Genomic DNA, 18,224 nt, shown 5'->3' with positions numbered 1-18,224 from the left:
TTTTACAGCTCCTCATCACCCTGAAGCCCGGCAGGGAGCAGCAGCCGCACGGTTGTCCCGCCTCCGTAGAAGCTAGCAATGCTCACCCCGTAAGCATCGCCGTATCTGAGCTTGATCCGCTCATCCACATTTTTCACACCGTAACCGCCTGACTGGCTCGGCCCCTGCATCATACGCTTGACTACCTCGGGGCGCATGCCGATCCCGTTATCGATTACCTTGAGCTCAATATTGTCCCCCACCCGCTTGCCGGTCAGCCGGATGGCGATGGTCTCACCGAACCAGGCGTGCTTGAATATATTCTCGACAAAAGGCTGAAGCAGCAGCTTAATCACCTGCATGTGCAGAATCTCCTCGTCCACATCCACGTGCAGCGTGAAGGCATCCGCATATTTGACCCGCTGGATCTCCAAGTAAGTAGCCACCTGGTCCAGCTCCTTCTCCAGTTCAATATAGACATTGCCTTGATTGAGCGTCAGCCGGTAGAACCGGGACAGCCCCTGGACCATCTCCGTGACCTTGCCGATCTCACCCAGATTGGCCAAGCTGCTGATGGTAGAGAGTGTATTATATAGAAAATGCGGATTGATCTGTGCCTGCAGGGCTTCCAGCTCCGCCTGCTTCTTCTGGATTCCCTGCACATACACGCTGTTGATCAGCCCCTGGATGTTGGAGGCCATATCATTGAAGGAATCCGCGATCTGCACGAATTCATCATTACCGGAGAAGCGGATGCGCTTCTGGAAGTTCCCGTCCTGGAAGGAGCGTACCAGGCCTACGATCCGGCTCATTTTGCGTCCCGATATCCGTGCTACCACATACCCGATCAGGGTCATAACCAGGAAGCTCAGACTGCAGACTGCGATAATCACACGGCGCAGGCGTCCGGCATCCTGAGTGAGATATTTATGCGGAACCATCGCTTCAATCATGAAGTTACTGCCCGGAATCTGCTCCTGCAGCCTGAGGAAGCTCCCCTCCCCGCTGCTATTATTGGCGGGACCCCGCTGGAACAGAACGTCCCCAGTGGTCTCCTCCACCAGCCGCAGCGTAATTCCTTCCTCCAGCGGGAAGGTGTCGAAGCCGCCGAACAGGTCCTCCAGCGATACCGTAATCCGCACATAACCGATCAGCGACTTGTAATCACTGAAGTTGACGAGTCTGCGTACATGCGAGAGGTTGCCCAGCTTCTGGTCCGTATCAATCTGCAGCCACAAATTATCACGCTTGGAATCCTTCAGCGAGCGATACCATGGACTGCCTGTAATATCGTCCAGCGGCAGAATATAGTAATCGCTGGTAATGATCGGCTCATCCAGATTATCCCCGGACACAATGTTCAGATCTGGGTTCGGGGTGTAGAGCATGAAGCGGATCTTGTTCCCGAACAGCTGCAGCGGCGCGGTAATCTGGGGGATAATCTCGTCAAGCATCGTCAGATAGATCTCAAACGGCGTCCCCTTCAGCTCAAGCGCACGCTGGAACGGCTGGCTGCCGAACAGGTTGTCCGACATCCGCTGTATTTCATCCATCTGATAGCGGATATTGTTCCTCGACTGCTCCATACCTGTGCGGATGTTGGACTCGGCCATCTCTGTCCTGGAATCCGTCAGCATGGAATAGGAGATATAGCCGATGAACACATCCGTGAGGAGAACCAGCAGCAGATAAGGAATCATCATTTTATAGGTGAAAGGCATGTACTTCTTAAGCTTGGGCATCATTCACTGACATCCTCTGCATGGAATTCGTTACAGCTATTCTATAGAACTAATATTCATATTGTAGAGCAGATTCACTCCGCGCTGTTAGCACAATGCTAAGAATGAATAGCACAAAATGAAGAATACCGGGAAAACGCAAAAAAGCCCGGGGAGGATTAGGAAGCGGCTCCCCGGGCTATAAGAGATGGATCATACAGATTCATGGATAAGAACTGTTACGCCGGCTTATTTCACAGCTTCTCACTGACTGCCCCGTTCGCTGCAATCTTCGCATTGAAGGAGAGCTGGTTCAGCTTCTTGATGGTTTCTTTATTGTAGGCATCCCCCATGAAATTCGGCTGGCCGCCAATGATTTTGACCGGTGTAATGCTGCTGGTTACCCCTGACGGGTTAATGGTGAAGTTAACCAGCATGGAATGCAGGGTCTTGTCTCCACCCCGTGTAGAACGGTTGAACACAAAGTTGCCCAGTGAATAATAGATCGGCTTATGCTTGTAATATTCAATACCCATCAGACAATGACTGTGCGCGCCCAGGATGATATCTGCCCCGCTGTCGATCATCTGCTTGGCCAGCTTCCGCGCATACGCTTCCGGGTAATCCTTGAATTCCTGATTCCAGTGAATATAGACAACCGTATAGTCATTATCCTTGGCAGACTTCTTAATCGCACTTAGCAGCGGCTCTGCCGTATAGGCTGAGGCTGCTCCCGGGCTGTTCTTACCTGCATACCAGGAAGGGTCAGACAGCACACGGCTTGTACCCAGAACAGCGATCCGCTTGCCCTTGACGGTCTTGACATACGGTTTGAAGGCTTCATCCATATTGGCACCCGCACCGGTGTGTCCAATATTGTTCTTATCCAGATGAATCAGCGTGTCCAGCATCGCGGTCCGGCCGTAATCCAGAATATGATTATTGGCTACGCTCACGCCGTCGATCCCCGCTTTACTTAATCCCGCAAGTGCCGCCGGCTTGGAACGGAAGGCGAACGTCTTGCTGGCCGCAGCCCCGCGCACAGAGACCGGAGTCTCCAGATTGGCAAAAGCAAGATCGGCCTTCTTCAGCACAGGCGCTACCTTGGCGAACGGGAAATCTACGCCATACTTGGCAATCTGGTCGCCGACAAAGCCGTCCAGCAGAATATCCCCGGCAAACGTAAGACGGATTTCCTCCTGCGGAGCAGTCCCTTGGGCGCTTATCCCCGCAGCGGGGACCAGCAGAAGCAGAATCATGAATATAACAGCATATCTGCGCAACGTTCTCTAGCTCCTTTTTCTAATGTATTATAATAATGACTGTGACTAGGAAATATAGAACACAACGCAGGATGCACTCGCGCTTGCCTGCTGGTAGAACTCCCGGATGGCCTTGAAATACATATAGATATAATCAAAGAATTCTTCCGCCTCATCATCCTCCATAAGGGGGTAGATTCCTTCCTCCATCATCTGCCGGAAAGGATAGTGTTCCCTCAGCCAGGCTTCTTCTATTCCCTCCAGAGCTGAAGCAATTCAGCATGTACAGCCAGGTAATTGCCGATCATCCCCATGAGATTGTCTCCTTCTTTCTTCTGCCCTTGAAGCTATTCTACTACAATGGAAGGAAACAACCAAATGATGGGTGAATTTTGCTAGATTTGCGCTTTTTTAAGCACTGCCCGGAAGCAGCTCAGGCCGCCCCACTGGTCTGTACGCACGGCATCTGCCGGAAGATTGAAATCCGTCTCGCCCCAATACTGAAATCCGGCCTGGAGCAGAATCTCATTCATCCGCGGCAGGTTGACGGTCGGATGATCAAAGGTCAGCACCAACAGTCCTTCTCCATTAAGCGTTCTATGAAACTCACGGACGGCCAGGACCGCTTCCTGCACAGACAGATGCTCCAGCACCGAGATACAAAAAACCGTATCAAAGCTCTCATCCTCATAAGGCAGTGAGGTCAGATCAGCCTGGGCTAAGTGCAGCCTGTTCACAGGTCCGGCCTCCACCTGACGGGCTGCAGCTGCTCCGACATCCTCGGTGATATTCTGCATAATCGCTTCATGCGACAGAATCCGGGCATCCTTATCACAGGCATAGACCTCAGCGCTATGCTCGGCAAGATAGAATTTGAGCGGATGAGAGATCCCGCAGGCGGCATCCAGCACGACATCATGCGGTGATATGAAATGGGTACACCATTCATATTCATATGGGCGGCTCCACCAGGCTTCCGGCAAATCATAAATCAGCTTGTCACGGCGTGCATCGGTATTCACAAAAAAACGGGAGACGTAAGGATGTGTCGGCATGACCAGGACTCCTTTACTCGTGGGGATTTCGGTAGTCAGAGTATATTCACGAATCCGGGTTTCATGCTATACCTGGGTTATAACCTGACACTGCTTATACACAAACAGGCACCATCCTCTATGGACAGCACCTGTTCCGGTATGAAGAAATATTCTGATAGATACTATTAGTTCTCTTTACACGTAATAGCTAAGCAGCTTCGCATCAACGCCGTGCCTGGCGATCAATCCGTCCAGCATTTTGGACCAATCCTGGTCAACTGTGCATAATTCAGGATGGGCTTCGAACCAGGCCACCGACCGCTTCACGCCTTCCGCGAATGGCAGGGTAGCCTGGAAGTCAGGCACCAGACGCTTGATTTTGCTGTTGTCGAACACACTGCTGACCGCCTGATCCCCAATCAGCCCGTCCGCCGTTCCCGCCGGAGTATTCGCAGCGATGAAATCCGTAGACATGTGCACAACCTTCGGCTCACGGCCTGCTGCCTCCCCGATAGCCGCATAGATCTGATTCCAGTTCAGCACCTCATCCGAGGTAATATGAACCGCTTCTCCAATCGCCTCCTGAAGTCCCAACAATCCAACGAAGCCTTTGGCAAAATCCGTATTATGCGTCAATGTCCATAGAGAGGTACCATCGCCATGGATGACGAGCGGCTGGCCCTTGCGGATGCGTTCCACCAGAGACCATGGATGGCTCCAGCTGGTCAGCGCCGCCGGAATAGCTGTATCTCCGTACGTATGGGATGGACGGACAATGGTCACCGGGAAGCCGCTGCTCTGATACGCTTCCAGAAGCAGCTGCTCGGAGGCAATCTTATCCCGGGAATACTGCCAATAAGGGTTCACCAGCGGAGTCTCTTCGGTAATCAGATAATTACGCTGGGGCTTCTGGTAAGCGGAAGCCGAGCTGATATAGATATACTGCTGCGTCTTGCCCGTGAACAGGTCAACATCTGTCTGCACATGCTCCGGCGTAAAGGCAATCCAGTCCACAACAACATCGAAGTCATACCCCTTCAGCGCCTCGGCTGCCTTCTCTTTGTCACGGATATCGCCCTGAATCACCTGTGCGCCCTGAGGCACGAAGCCGCTGCGCTCTCCACGGTTGAACAGATACAGTTCTATTCCCCGTTCTACTGCCAGCCGGGAAACCGCCTGACTGATAAGTCCCGTACCTCCGATAAATAGAACCTTCATCTGTATCCTCCCTCTCTCTTAACCGATAATTTCTTCAATTCGGGCCAGTATATCCTCATTCAGCTCAATGCCGGAAGCCTTTACATTCTCCTCCACCTGCTCAGGGCGGCTCGCGCCGACCAAGGCACTGGATACATTCGGCTGGCGCAGAATCCAGGCCAGTGCCAGATTGCCTACAGAGATATCCAGTTCAGCGGCAACCTTGCCCAGCTCCTGAACCTTCGTAAGCTTCTCCTCCGTAATTCCTTTGCGCATCCAGTCGAGCCGGGCAGCCCGGCTGTCTGCCGGAATCTCGGAGACCGAGCTGTATTTGCCGGTCAGCAGACCTTGAGCGAGCGGAGAGAATACGACTTGTCCGATTCCCTTGCGCTGCCCAAGCGGGATAATCTCCTTCTCGATATAACGTTCAAACATATTATAGACCGGCTGATTGACCACGATATGATCCAGCAGATACCGGTCGGCAACCGCAAGGGCTTCGGTCATCTGCGCCGCTGTCCATTCACTGACCCCCACATAGAGTACTTTGCCCTGACGGACCAGATCATCCAGCGCCCGCAGCGTCTCCTCGATCGGGGTCTCCGGATCATACCGGTGACAATAGAGCAGATCCACGTATTCAGCGCCCAGCCGCTTCAGGCTGGCATGGCATTGCTCGGTAATATGCTTCCGGGACAGACCACGGTCATTGGGACCGTCACCCATGACCCCGAACACCTTGGTCGCCAGCACGTAGGATTCGCGCGGATAGCTGGTCAGGGTAGCTCCCAGCACCTTTTCCGCCGCTCCCTTCTCATAGACATTCGCGGTATCAAAAAAATTAATGCCCAGGGAGTAAGCGGTTTCAATGGCCTTAACGGCATTGTCCTGCTCCACATATCCTCCGTAGGTCAACCAGCTTCCCAGGCTAATCTCACTGACCTTAAGTCCGGTCCCACCTAATCTGCGGTATTTCATTAATCCTCTGCTCCTCTCTGAATCCGGCAGTTCCCACCAACCGGTTGCTATATGCACCTATTCATTCTAGAACAATTTGGTAGAAATAGAAAGCGGAGCGGACGGCGGGACCATCTGGTTACGCTCCATGAGTGCCCACAATTGCCCGGCCAGCTCTGCTGCGGAATAGGGCGTTGCACGCGTAACCAGTTGCTCGATCATGCCGGTCATCGCCACAGCCAGAAATTGCACCAGGATTCCCTTGTCCATCATCTTGTTAATGCCGCTCATATCCATCTGTTTGTCGAACCCCCGCATCAGTACCGCCTGCAGACGATTTCGGAACGCGGGAACCCCTTGGTTAGCCAGCGCCGCTGCATAGAAGGAAGCATGCTCATCGAGGTAACGGAACGTATAGTGCAGAGCCGCCTCTGTGGGAAAAAGCGCCTGCTCGCCGCACGGCAGACAACTGTCAATCAGCTTGACAAAATGTGTCCTGATGCACTGGTCCAGCAGATCGTATTTGTCGGTATAATGCGAATAAACGGTGCCCCGGCTTACATTGGCCCGCTCGGCTATTTCGTTTATCGTAATTTGTTCGAAGTTCTTCTCTGCAATCAGCTGGATAAAGGCTTCAATAATAGCCTCCTGCGATTTACGTATCCTTCTATCCATAAATAACCCCTTCTTCGCCCCGTTCGAATTGATTTGAACACTTCTACAGATTCTGTACAATACTGAACACATTCCGAAATTCTAGCAATTGATGCAGCTATACCACACTGGTAGGATCATTATAGTGAACGTCTACCCGTAAATCAACAGAGACTCAAAATACACGGATCGGAGGATTCAGCTATGCATGCAATTGCTATTCAGCATTATGGTAATCCCGAAGTATTCACAGAAGAGGTACTCCCTACTCCCGCTATCACCGAGACTCAGGTGCGCATTGAAATGTACGCCACAACTGTCAGTTCCGCTGATCAACTGGTGCGCTCAGGCGCATTCAAGGAGGTCATGCAGCTGCAGTTCCCCCATGTGCTGGGAGTAGAAGTAGCCGGAATAGTGAGGGCGATTGGGAAAAATGTGTCACGGCTGAAGGTGGGCGACCGCGTCATGGGGCTCTCCAGGTCCGGCGGCGGTTACGCAGACTTCTTAGCTCTGGAAGAGAACTCAGCGGTTGTTATCCCGCCTGAGCTTTCCTTTCAGGAAGCTGCCGCCTTGCCCGCCTCTGCCTTGTCTGCCTGGCAGTCCTTATTCCAGTACGGCAAGCTGCATTCCGGCCAGCGGATTCTTATTCACGCTGGCGCTGGAGGTGTAGGACATCTTGCGGTACAAATGGCCAAGCAGCACGGCGCCTATGTCCTGGCCACAGCACGGGAGTATAATCATGAATTTGTGCGGCAGCTTGGAGCAGATGAGGTTATTGACTACACGACCACTGATTTTGCAGAAGCAGCCGGCACAGTAGATATTGTACTGGATATGGTGAGAGAGACTTCCATTGATGCGGACACTGGAATAGGAGCAACCGAACAGAAGAACCTTCAGATTCTGCGGGACAACGGCAGGCTAATCTCCCTGGTAGACCCGCTGATCACCACCCACCCCAAGGTTCGCGGAATCGAAGCCCAGTTTGCCTATATCGAGCCGAACCCAAAGGATCTGGCTTCCATTATTCAGCAAGTCCGCGAGCATAAGCTTAAGGTGCATGTGGAGGAGATTTTCCCGTTTACAATGCAGGGGATAGTAGGTGCGCATAATCATTATGAGACCCGGAAGGTTCGGGGGAAATTAGTGATTCTGAGACAGGGATAGAACATTATACAGAAACAGACTATTATGTCGCACTTGGAGTACAGATAGATTCCAGGTGAATATTCAGCATCCGGATCACACGTTGTTTATTCATCCTGTCAGGCTCCAGCATGGCATGAAGGGCCAGGCCGTCAATCAGAGCATACAGCCGTTCAGCTTCATCCCCCTTATCCAGCCCCTGCTTAAAGAGTGCGTGCTGATCCAGGTAGTCAATAATCTGCACAATCAGCGGATAGATCGCATCATTAAACTCAACAGGCTTCTCCCCGCCAGTCTTGAGATGGAAGGTAAATGCGAACCATACCTCCATCTCAGCCATGCTGCTGTCGTCCGTAGGGAGCAGCTCCAGCAGCACCTTCATAATCTGCTCCCGCGGAGGAAGCTCCGACTGCATAATGTCCACAATCCTCGCTGTTACGCGCTCCTTTACCAGATTCATAGCAAACTCCAGCAATTCATGCTGAGTGGAGAAATAATGGCGCAGCGCGCCCAAAGAAACACCCGCCTCGGCAGCAATATTACGCACCGTAGCCCCTTTGATTCCCTGCCGGATAATGACCCGCCAGGTGGCTTCAGCAATATTCGATTTTCGTTCGGAATGATCTACAATTTTTGGCATGCCCATATTGTAGCATACCCGAAATGATAAGCACAATTTAAATAATACGATTGTATTATTTAAAATCCGCTGTTATACTTCGACTAGGCTATAACTACTATCAACAATAACAAGGGGTGCTATATGAATCTGGTGGCATGGGCGATTGTGACCTGTGAGGTCTTGTTCTGGGTGGTCATTCTTGCAGGCTTTACAGCACGTTATATCTTCAAGCGGCCTACACTGGGGCTCATTTTCCTGGCGATGACTCCGGTCCTCGATATCCTACTGTTACTGATTTCCGGCGTGGATTTGGCACGGGGCGCTACCGCTACGACAGCACATGCGCTTGCGGCTGTGTATATTTCTGTGTCTCTTGTATTCGGTAAAAGCATGATCGCCTGGGCCGACGAACGCTTCCGCTACTATGTTACCAAGCAAGGGACGAAGCCGGCCAAGCGTTACGGCATGGACCATGCCAAGCATTATTTCAAGGGCTGGGTGAAGCACTTGCTCTCTTTTGTGCTCGCTGCCGGTATTCTGTATGGATTGATATTGTGGATCGACGATGCCGCCCGCACGGAGGCGCTGTTAAGTATCCTGACTGTATGGTCCGTGGTGGTCGGCATTGACCTGATTATCACTGTTACCTATTTCATCTGGCCCAGACAGGCCAAAGGTTCGAGCTAAGCTCCGGCAGGAGCAGCTGGTTCATCGGAAAAAAGCCGGCTTATATGCCGGCTCTTATATTTTTCACCGTCCGCTGTTCCAGTGAGAAATGCTTGTAGATTCTATCCCCGCCATCGCCAGTAGGGGCCTGCGCCAATAACCCAACCTTGACTGTGTCTCCCACCGGAAGGTTAAAGAAACGCATCATGTCAAACCTTACGCCGTCGGTCGAATAATGAAAAGCAAAGGCATTCCCGGATCTGGCGGCCTGCAGCCATACCTCATTGCCCTCAATATTGCAGCCGTTCGCATCATCCGAGGTCTGGTTCGTAACTACGCTGACCACTGCGTGGGTATCAAAATCTGTCAGCTCGAAGCAAGCCTTCGCCCAGACCGACAGATCCTGCATAATCATAATGGAAGAAGAATCGTACGTGTCCCGGAAGTCATGACTCACCTTCACCCGCAGCACGAAATCCCCGGATACTTCAGTATAGAAGAAAGGCGCGTTGGTCAGACTCTCAGGCGTCAGCCCTTCTTCCGCAACCGCCCCGTTATTGCAGAAAAAATCACTGTTAGCAGTGGCCTCGATTATAATACTGTCATCCTCAAACCTGATGTTCCCTTCATTCATCCATTGGTACGCTGCGAAATCAGTCTTGGTCATTTGGTAGTCCTCCTATTTTTGGAAAATTTTCATGGAATGCAAACGCATTCTCATAATATAGCAAAATGGAAAACTAACCAATAGTAATATTTTGACAGACTCTTATAAATTAGGTTGAATTAACCCTTGGTTTAAGTCGTATCCTATAACTGTCGACACCTAAACAATCAATTGGAGGCCTCCAGATGAACTATTATTCCATTGGCGAAGCGGCAACGCGGTTAGGGGATTCGGGAATCTACCATACGTTTTTATGAGAAGCAGGGGTTACTGCCCCGGATGGAGCGGGATGGAGCGGGATGAAGCGGGCAGGCGGATTTTTACGGAGGATCACCTCGTTTTCCTTAAGATCATCCTCTATCTGAAAAACACACAGATGCCCATAAGCCAGATCAGGCAATATGTAGACTGGATGGCGGAGGGGGACAGCACGATTGCATTGCGGCTTGCCATGTTTCAGCTCTCTGAGTCTTCCGTTGAAGTCATTGAGATTGCCCCGCCTGCTGTGAATACGGATCTCGGCGGATCAGGACTGCATGTCCATGGCGAGCCGTTAGATGCATTCACGGACGGGATCTTCCAGGGACTCACTGAAGGACTCTTGGAGATCGGATACGGCACATCCGTAGACCGTCTGCGCATGTCACGGGAGCAGATTGACAAATATGCAGTGCAAATGTATGAGGCGACAAGGAGCTATATTGAATAAAAGATTGAATCGGAACATACGAAAACAGACCGTCTTAGGGTAGACGGTCTGTTTGGGCGTACGCATAATATGATAGAACTCCGCTTACATCAGCTTCTTAATCTTCTCTACCGGCATCTCCACCGCTTTGGATACCTCTTCTGGAGTAAGTCCGTGAAGGAGTAATTTACGGATGATCTCCGTCTGGCCTTGTTCAATTCCTTGTTCAATTCCTTGTTCTATGCCTTCAGCTATGCCCTCTTCATATCCCCAACGCTTCCAGGCTGGCATGAGTTCCATAATCGCTTCACCCTCCTCCGGGTATTGTATCATTAATTCTTTTATGATCTCTTCATCCTGGACCCGGTCCGGCTGGAAATATAAATCCGCCACTGACATCACAAGTGCCAGCCGTCCTTGATCGAGCCGTGTCTTCAGCTTCATGAACATGCGCAGGAACTCCCGGCGCACATCTCTTGCTTCTCTTGTAGTATACCCCATCTTGGCTAGTAACGCAGCAGCTACTGCATTGTCTGAATCAATAAATCTTCGCCAGTTCTGCTTACGCAATTCTACCTTGAGAAACTGAAAGCGCAGGATCTGATGCTCAGGAATAACCATCTCCAAGGTGTCCTGCTCCTCCCTGATCTCATCTGAAGTGAAGATGGCAATCGGAATAATCAGCTTATGCTCTTTGCGGTAGCGCTCAAACAGACGGCTGAAATAAATAAACATCCGTTCGTGAAACTGTGAATCCCGATACGACTGCGGCTCCAGGTGAATCAAAATATAACCGTCCAGTTCTTTGTAGCGGATTTCCAGCAGGAGATCCAGTTCCCGCGCTTCCTCACCAACAATATCCACCAGCAATTCCTGCATCAGAAACCGGGTCTCCCTATAATCCAGCATCGTATCAAGCTCAGGGAAAAACAACTCAATGAATTCCTGAAAGAACGTCTCCAGCAGCTACTTAAAAGCCTCATCATGTGGTAAAGGTATTTTACCTTGCTAAAAAAAAGAGCAGCCCCGATTAAATGGGGCTGCCCTTGTCTGCTCAGAAGCTTTAGCTTTGTCTACTTATCCTACTCCTCACCCGCTTCAACAAGCTTATCCATGAGCCGGACGATCATCACTACGGCTTCAGCGCGGGAAGCAGAATCCTTTGGTTTGAAGGCGCCATTGCCTTTCCCTGAGACAATTCCTGCATTAGCGAAGGCATTAATTGGCTCTGCCGCCCAGCTTGCCGGGAGGTCGGAGAATGGTGCCGGTGTGCCGGGAACATAGCTTGTAAGACGCGCCAGCATAGTCACAGCTTCCGCGCGGGTGATCTCCTGCTTGGGGTGGAAGGAACCATCGGCGTAGCCCTGAATAACTCCATGCTGTTGAAGCGCCGCAAGTGCCATAGAAGCCCAATGCCCATGCGTATCAGAGAATCCGGTCCCCTGCGACCCCGTGAGGCCAAAAGCTTTTGTGAGCATTACAGCAAACTCAGCGCGTGATACTTTGGCTTCAGGATGGAATGAACCATCCGCGTAACCCGTTATCATCCCCATCCGGGCTGCACGATCAATGAATGATGCACTCCACAGAACGGCAGGTACATCCTGGAACTTGACAACTGCAGCCGTCCGGCCTTTTGCAACGATAGATTTAAGCGCATCTAAGTCCAAGGTGTCTTTCAGGACAGGCCTGGTTACCGTTGGCTTTGCGGGACCGGCAGTTATAGCCGGTGTTGGTGCCGGTGCCGGTGTCGTCGTTGCTGTTGGTGACGGTGTTGCTGTCGGTGTTACCGCCGGCTTTGGTGCTGGCGTTGCTGCCGGTGTTCCTCCAGATTGTGGCGTTGGCGTTGGCGTTGGTGTCGGCGTTGCCACCGGTACCGTTCCGCCCTCAACCACGATGGGAATCGCAATGGTTAAGCCGCCGAAGGAAGCAGTAATTGTTACCCCGTCCCCCGCGGCAATACCCGTAATGATCCCCTTGTCCGATACCGAGGCGACCGCAGGATCTGAAGTTGTCCAACGAACCTGATCCGTAACCACTATATTTGCTCCATTGTCATATACCGCTGTAATCACGGAAGCTGCTTGCTTGTTCACCTGTAAGGTGTGTGTGCCAGGCTCGGCGGTCAGCTTCAGCAGCTTTGGCACCGTACCTTCTGCCTGAACCGTTACCGATAGCTTCACCGGCGGCATGTTACCGTAATTCGCCTGGATGGTAGCTTCTCCCACTTCAACGGCATGAATGATACCCTGGGCGTCTACTGTAGCTGCCCGCTCATTAGAAGATGTCCAGACCGCTTGATTCGTGACATCGGCAGTGGAGTTATCGCTATAGGTAGCCGTAAGCACCGTCGCGTGCGTGTCGCCGACATTCAGCTTCAATTCGGCCGGGGCTACGGCCACGGAAGTCACTGTCCGCTCATCCTTTTTCACAATCGTATAGTTGTCAATTAATTCTGCGCTCTGCGTAGTGCGGGCTTGGATAATGATCTCATCATGGCTTACCTGAATGGCAGAATAGACGGGAACATCCTCGTCAAACATGAAATCAAGATACTCGTATTTGCTTCCATCGTAGAACTTCCAGCCCGACGCTCCGCCGTCCAGATAGACTGTTCCTTGCTCTCCGTTCAGCAGTGCCTTGCCTTTGCTCATCGGATAGGTGCGCGCATATACATGGTCATGGCCTTCCAGCACCAGATCGACCTTCAATTCTTCGAGAATAGGGGCAAAATAAGTCTGTGTGTATTCAATCAGATTGCCGCGTCCATCTTCGGTATGATAGGCAGGTTTGTGGAACATGACAATCTTCCATTTTTTATGACTGTTCAGAAGATCCTCCCGTAGCCACTCCGCTTGCTTGCCCATCGTGACTTCGTCTGCTTCGGAGTTCAGTACCACGAAATGCACCTCTCCTGAATCGAACGAATAGGCATACTCCTTCTGGAGCTCAGGTCCGTTAACAGGAAGCCCCAAGCCTTTGGCGAAAATGTACTTTCCTCCCCCTTTTACATCATGATTCCCCATGGCATACGCTGAAGGAACAGAGGAGGTATAGATCGACGAGGCTTGCCAGAACTGGTTCCATTCATTCAAAACCGCCCCATCATCGACCATATCACCGCCATGCATAACGAACTGGGTATCGGGATAATTCGTGAATGCATTCTGGATCAATTGCTGATAAGTCTCCAGCCCATTGTCCCCTTTGGTATGCGAATCGGTCACAAATACAAAGGAAACAGGCTTGTCCGGCGCAGTCTCCACCGTCTTATAATTGGACCAATCGCTCCAATGGCCTTCGTAGCCAACTCTGTAATGATAGCCCGTACCTGGCTCAAGACCCGTGACTAATGCATTATGAAGCTTGATTTCGCCCATAGGTCCGCCTGCAACCTCAGGAATGACTTCCACCTCGGAGAGCGCGCGCTGCGTGGCTGCTTTTGCCGGAGCATTCGTCAGATCACTATCCACCCAATCACTATCTTTCATATACTGGATGTAAGCTTCTTGAACACTTGGCGCGCTCTGCCACCCTACGCTCATCATCGTCTTCATATCTTCGGTCACAAAGGTCTGCACATATTGCGGATCTGCCCCGCCAAACGGAGCTACAACATTCATATTGATACTCTCGCTGGTCCCGCCATCCTTGACAGCCTGAACGCTCCAAGTGCCAATGGCAAGGTTCGTCAGGGACGTATGAATCTCTCCCAAGGCATCCGTCAAGCCTATTCCTGCGGTAAGATCACTCTGCTCCACATCTGCGGATGAGATGTACCCTGCCTTGCTGCCATCCGGCAAATACACCTTTATGAATCCGGAAGCACTGCCAGCTGTGGCGAACATCCGCGCATCTTTCTCTACAGCAAGCAACACTGCGGACGATGGATCGGCTTTGGCATACACTTTGGACCCATCGGCGGTTACACGCACATAAGTCTGAGGACCGCTGGTATCGCTAAAATCAATCCCGGCTCCTTCCACCGGCGCTCCTGCGCGGGAGGTAACCGTGATGATACTCTGAGTGTGCAGCGCTGATCCCTTGATGCTGAGCTTGTAAGGAAACCCGATCTTATACCTAAGCGGGGAGGCTAAGGAAGGAACTGGCGTCCCGCTTTCATACCCGAAACTGCCTTCCACCATAGCCATCTGCTTAGCCGTCTCGCCGCGTTCCATTTTCGCAGACCGGTTCACCTCAAAATCAATACTTGCCAGCGCATCCGCCTGATCCCCTTGCAATCCCCCGGCACTGACTTCAACATAGCCGCCTGTATTATCGAGGACTGTCTGCACATGGCTGAGGCCGGAGCGTGCAGTAATCACATTGGCCTGCAATGTCTCTGGATCGAACTTGATTCTGGCATGGAAGCTCTTAGCCTCGCCTACGTCCGTCGCCTTCAGCTTCAGCCGGTAGGTCTCATTACTGACAGCCTCTTCCGGGGCTTCCAAGGTAAATCTGGCCCCATGCTCAATCTGAAAAGCATATTCTGCTGCTGCCGGATTGCCGGCCATATCCTTCACTTCTGCCAGTACTTGATGATAACCTCCGGCCAGCGGAAGCTCCGGGTGATAGGTAATCTGCTTATGATTCAGATCATAGACATAAGTTGACGGTGCCGCAGGCTGACCATCCACCGTTAACCGGATGGAATCCGGGTCAATGCCCGACTTGGCATCCTCTGCTGACAGAATAATGTCAGAGACAGGAGCGCTCAAGGTTTGATTAGGAGCCGGTGCCGCTGGACTTAACACAGGCACATCCATATCTTCATTAACCGGCTCATCATAGATCAGCCTGACGTCATCAATCCAGATCGAGCCTTTATTCTTTTTGCTCATTTGTCTTTCTTTCATCTGGAAGTAGAAGGCCAGTGTACCCGGCATGGTCAGGTCTGAACCTATATCCGCCTCAACATACTTCCAGCCGCTCCAGTCGATCCCGGTCTCTTCACTCCTGATTTCATACGTTTTGGATTTGCCGGTGGAAGACACGTAGAACTTGGAGGTGAGGCCATGACCTTCCTGATTGGCATATACCCACATCCCGATTCTCTTAGGCGTTCGGTTAGAGAGCGGCAGTTGAGTCGCCGGACCCACGGCAACCTGAGACGGGTTATCGGTTATGCCAATGAAGTCATAATCAATCCGCAGGGACTTCGCTCCGCTATGTACGTATTTCGGATTCGTCTCCAGCGCCAGACTGCCGCTATGAATACGGGCACTGTCAAAGGTTAGGTCCGTTAAGCTCACCTGTTCAAAATCCTCTACCTTCACGATACCGCTGGGTTCCCCTGCCTCCCCATAAACGGTGGGTGACTGGGATAGAGAGGGTGGCATGAGCGGAAGCAGAACTGTTACTGCCAGAATTCCGCTCAAGACTCTCTTTACAAATGGATGATTACTCACGAACTTTCACGCTCCTTGTTCTCTGTTCTAGTAGACAGCATAACGGCGTAATATGTTCGTAGAATCATCGCAATGTAAGCATATTAAATTTTATTGTATTAGACAGCAATCGCCTTAAGGTCCGGGGAGATCCATAGCTCGGCCCCTGTAGCCTTCTGAACGTCTTCCACCGTCAGACCCGGTGCAATTTCCATCAGCATCAGCCCCTGGCCCGGGATCACCTCGATGACCGCCATTTCAGTAACAATCGTGTTTACGACATGTACCGCCGTCAGGGGGAGCTTGCAGTCTTTCACTATTTTCGGCTGCCCGTCCTTGCTCACATGATCCATGGCGATAATGACCCGTTTAGCCCCGACTACCAAATCCATAGCTCCGCCCATGCCCGGGACTTTTTTCCCCGGAATCATCCAGCTTGCCAGATTGCCCTGCTCATCGACTTCAAGCGCGCCCAGCACAGTGATGTCCACATGCCCGCCACGGATGATCGAGAAGGAGACCGCGCTGTCAAAATAGCAGGCTCCGGCCATCGTGGTCACGAAGCTGCCGCCAGAATCTATACAATCGATGTTTTCTTCTGACTTCGCCGCTTTGGGGCCGACTCCAAGTATTCCGTTCTCCGCCTGTAGCATAATCTGGACATGATCAGGAATATAATCGACTGCCAGGGTCGGCATACCGATCCCCAGATTCACCACATCGCCGTCCTTGAACTCCTGGGCGATTCTTCTCACAATGAATTCCCGGTTATTCATGCGTATTCCCCGCCTTTACAATGGCATCAATCAAGATTCCCGGTACGTTGACATGATTGGGATCAATCTCCCCGAGCTTCACATAAGTATCTACCTCAGCTACTACATAATCCGCCGCCATCGCCATGACGAAATTGAAGTTCCGGGAAGAGCCGTCGATCACCAGATTCCCCGCCTCGTCCGCCTTATGGGCCCGGATTAGTGCCACATCTGCATGGAGAGGCAGCTCGAGTAAATATTCTCTCCCTTCAATATCGAGCTTCCTTTTACCTTCCTCTACAATCGTCCCTACTCCTACAGGGGTAAGAACACCGCCCAGCCCCGATCCACCAGCCCGGATTTTCTCAGCCAACGTGCCCTGCGGATAGAGATTCACCTCCGCTTCCTTGGTCATCAGCAGCCTTCCCGTTTCCGGGTTGGAGCCGATGTAGGAGGCATAGATCCGCTTGACCCGGCCGCTTTTGACCAGCTTATAGATCGATAATTCCGGGGTGCCGGTATCATTGGAAATTAGCGAGAGCTGACCGGCTGACTGCGTCTCGACAAGCGCACGCACCAATTCTTCGGGGTGGCCTCCAGCCAGAAAACCACCGACCATCACGGTATCTCCATCCTTCACCCTCTTCACAGCGTCTTCGGCGGAGATTAATTTGTTTATCATAGATTTCAGGCTCCTTGTTTATTATTGGAGAAAAGCTGGCTACAGGCTACTGGATGATATAGTCATGAATGACTTTGCCGTAGGGCAGCGTTAGATCAGCAATGAAATGCTTTCCCCCGCGGTATGTCTTCACCGGCAAATCGGCCACAGGGGCATTCACATGGGGGATCAGGCTTAAGCGGGCCGGCCCGGTCCAAGCGCCTTTTACATGAACATCCTCAAGAGTGTAGGCAACCAGCTGCGCAATCTTGGGGGTCCCATCCACATCGGGAATGAGCTTCAGATTCACTTGAGTTTTGGCGATAGCTCTAGCTGTGTCCTCTGTATCCAGCAGGTTATGCTTGTATGGCATGGTTCCCACAGCCACCAGGACATCGTTATAATGCAGCGTGCCGGTCAGCGTCTCTGTACCTGCAACTGTCAGGCGGGGAGAGGCCCACTTTTTGGGGAACCCCCAGATCTCCCGTCCTCCCAGAATGGCAGGCGCATTATCCAGATACATCTGGGCTACAAAATTGCATGGCTTCCCCTCAAAGGTACACGGGATCACAATCCCGCTCTCCTCATAGCTTCCCAGGCCCGACGAATCGGGCATCTTGATCCATTCATAAGACACGGTGTTACTTCCATCCGGCTGCAAGGGTTCCGGGACCGCCTGTCTGATCGCAGCAGGGTCAGATTCATAAGTGATGACCATAAATTCACGGTCAATGAAGCGGTAAGGCGGACGCCCGTAACCCGGACTGGCCGCAGGCATGGATTGTAGCGTAAGAACCTCTTTTGCATTCATAATGATCTTAAACC

At 51.8% G+C, this 18,224-nt stretch carries 16 protein-coding genes and 2 pseudogenes; 4 read left to right on the top strand and 14 right to left on the bottom strand.

All coding sequences use genetic code 11. From position 1 onward, the window contains the following. Window positions 1–2 precede the first annotated feature (2 nt). The 7 genes from NST69_RS08160 to NST69_RS08130 form a co-directional block, all read right to left on the bottom strand. On the bottom strand, window positions 3–1,724 hold the full coding sequence (locus NST69_RS08160) for a histidine kinase (RefSeq protein ID WP_341169355.1): 1,722 nt from the start codon (window positions 1,722–1,724) through the stop codon (window positions 3–5). Between the two features lie 230 nt (window positions 1,725–1,954). Next, complete coding sequence (locus NST69_RS08155; RefSeq protein ID WP_342548959.1) at window positions 1,955–2,983, bottom strand: CapA family protein; 1,029 nt, start codon at window positions 2,981–2,983, stop codon at window positions 1,955–1,957. A gap of 45 nt (window positions 2,984–3,028) precedes the next feature. After that, a complete protein-coding gene (locus tag NST69_RS08150) occupies window positions 3,029–3,226 on the bottom strand; it encodes a DUF1877 family protein (protein WP_342550112.1) in 198 nt (65 codons plus the stop codon). 131 nt (window positions 3,227–3,357) lie between these two features. Next, window positions 3,358–4,017: a class I SAM-dependent methyltransferase gene (locus tag NST69_RS08145; protein ID WP_076079038.1), complete on the bottom strand. Its 660-nt coding sequence runs from the start codon at window positions 4,015–4,017 to the stop codon at window positions 3,358–3,360. Between the two features lie 177 nt (window positions 4,018–4,194). Continuing rightward, window positions 4,195–5,217 (bottom strand): SDR family oxidoreductase, encoded by a 1,023-nt coding sequence (locus NST69_RS08140; RefSeq protein WP_342548958.1) that lies wholly within the window; start codon window positions 5,215–5,217, stop codon window positions 4,195–4,197. Between the two features lie 18 nt (window positions 5,218–5,235). Beyond that, window positions 5,236–6,174 carry an aldo/keto reductase family protein gene (locus tag NST69_RS08135; RefSeq protein WP_342548957.1) on the bottom strand — a complete coding sequence of 313 codons (939 nt, stop codon included), beginning with the start codon at window positions 6,172–6,174 and terminating at the stop codon, window positions 5,236–5,238. Between the two features lie 66 nt (window positions 6,175–6,240). Beyond that, a complete protein-coding gene (locus tag NST69_RS08130; protein WP_342548956.1) occupies window positions 6,241–6,828 on the bottom strand; it encodes a TetR/AcrR family transcriptional regulator in 588 nt (195 codons plus the stop codon). Window positions 6,829–7,011: 183 nt separating this feature from the next. Here NST69_RS08130 and NST69_RS08125 point away from each other — a divergent pair, with 183 nt between their 5' ends. Next, a complete protein-coding gene (locus tag NST69_RS08125) occupies window positions 7,012–7,974 on the top strand; it encodes an NADP-dependent oxidoreductase (RefSeq protein ID WP_342548955.1) in 963 nt (320 codons plus the stop codon). A gap of 22 nt (window positions 7,975–7,996) precedes the next feature. Here NST69_RS08125 and NST69_RS08120 read toward each other — a convergent pair whose 3' ends face one another. Next, window positions 7,997–8,593 carry a TetR family transcriptional regulator C-terminal domain-containing protein gene (locus NST69_RS08120; RefSeq protein WP_342550110.1) on the bottom strand — a complete coding sequence of 199 codons (597 nt, stop codon included), beginning with the start codon at window positions 8,591–8,593 and terminating at the stop codon, window positions 7,997–7,999. Between the two features lie 123 nt (window positions 8,594–8,716). Between NST69_RS08120 and NST69_RS08115 the strand changes: the two genes are divergently transcribed. Further along, window positions 8,717–9,262: a hypothetical protein gene (locus NST69_RS08115; RefSeq protein WP_076079043.1), complete on the top strand. Its 546-nt coding sequence runs from the start codon at window positions 8,717–8,719 to the stop codon at window positions 9,260–9,262. 40 nt (window positions 9,263–9,302) lie between these two features. Here NST69_RS08115 and NST69_RS08110 read toward each other — a convergent pair whose 3' ends face one another. Next, a complete protein-coding gene (locus NST69_RS08110; protein WP_036721478.1) occupies window positions 9,303–9,908 on the bottom strand; it encodes a DUF1349 domain-containing protein in 606 nt (201 codons plus the stop codon). Window positions 9,909–10,161: 253 nt separating this feature from the next. Between NST69_RS08110 and NST69_RS08105 the strand changes: the two are divergent. Together NST69_RS08105 and NST69_RS08100 are read left to right on the top strand one after the other, a co-directional pair. Continuing rightward, window positions 10,162–10,260: pseudogene (locus tag NST69_RS08105) on the top strand (hypothetical protein); the annotation flags it as partial. A 78-nt stretch (window positions 10,261–10,338) separates the two neighbouring features. Then, a pseudogene (locus NST69_RS08100) lies at window positions 10,339–10,617 on the top strand (short-chain dehydrogenase); the annotation flags it as partial. Window positions 10,618–10,701: 84 nt separating this feature from the next. Here the strand turns inward: NST69_RS08100 and NST69_RS08095 are convergent. The 5 genes from NST69_RS08095 to NST69_RS08075 form a co-directional block, all read right to left on the bottom strand. Beyond that, window positions 10,702–11,529 (bottom strand): Rpn family recombination-promoting nuclease/putative transposase, encoded by an 828-nt coding sequence (locus NST69_RS08095; RefSeq protein WP_051477736.1) that lies wholly within the window; start codon window positions 11,527–11,529, stop codon window positions 10,702–10,704. A gap of 149 nt (window positions 11,530–11,678) precedes the next feature. Next, window positions 11,679–16,004 carry an S-layer homology domain-containing protein gene (locus NST69_RS08090; RefSeq protein WP_342548954.1) on the bottom strand — a complete coding sequence of 1,442 codons (4,326 nt, stop codon included), beginning with the start codon at window positions 16,002–16,004 and terminating at the stop codon, window positions 11,679–11,681. Between the two features lie 98 nt (window positions 16,005–16,102). Beyond that, entirely contained in the window at window positions 16,103–16,759 is a 657-nt protein-coding gene (locus tag NST69_RS08085) for a 3-oxoacid CoA-transferase subunit B (protein WP_339313377.1), read from the bottom strand. Then, window positions 16,752–17,420: a CoA transferase subunit A gene (locus NST69_RS08080; protein ID WP_342548953.1), complete on the bottom strand. Its 669-nt coding sequence runs from the start codon at window positions 17,418–17,420 to the stop codon at window positions 16,752–16,754. Before NST69_RS08080 ends, NST69_RS08085 begins: the two co-directional genes overlap by 8 nt. Before the next feature lie 46 nt (window positions 17,421–17,466). Next, window positions 17,467–18,210, bottom strand: coding sequence for an acetoacetate decarboxylase (locus NST69_RS08075; RefSeq protein WP_342548951.1), 744 nt, complete (start codon window positions 18,208–18,210; stop codon window positions 17,467–17,469). Window positions 18,211–18,224: the final 14 nt, after the last annotated feature.

The organism is Paenibacillus sp. FSL P2-0089 (assembly GCF_038595095.1).
Classification (GTDB): Bacteria; Bacillota; Bacilli; order Paenibacillales; family Paenibacillaceae; genus Paenibacillus_AQ; species Paenibacillus_AQ silagei.
The sequence above is the reverse complement of the archived record's forward strand: the minus strand, read 5'-3'. Positions and strand labels throughout refer to the sequence as shown.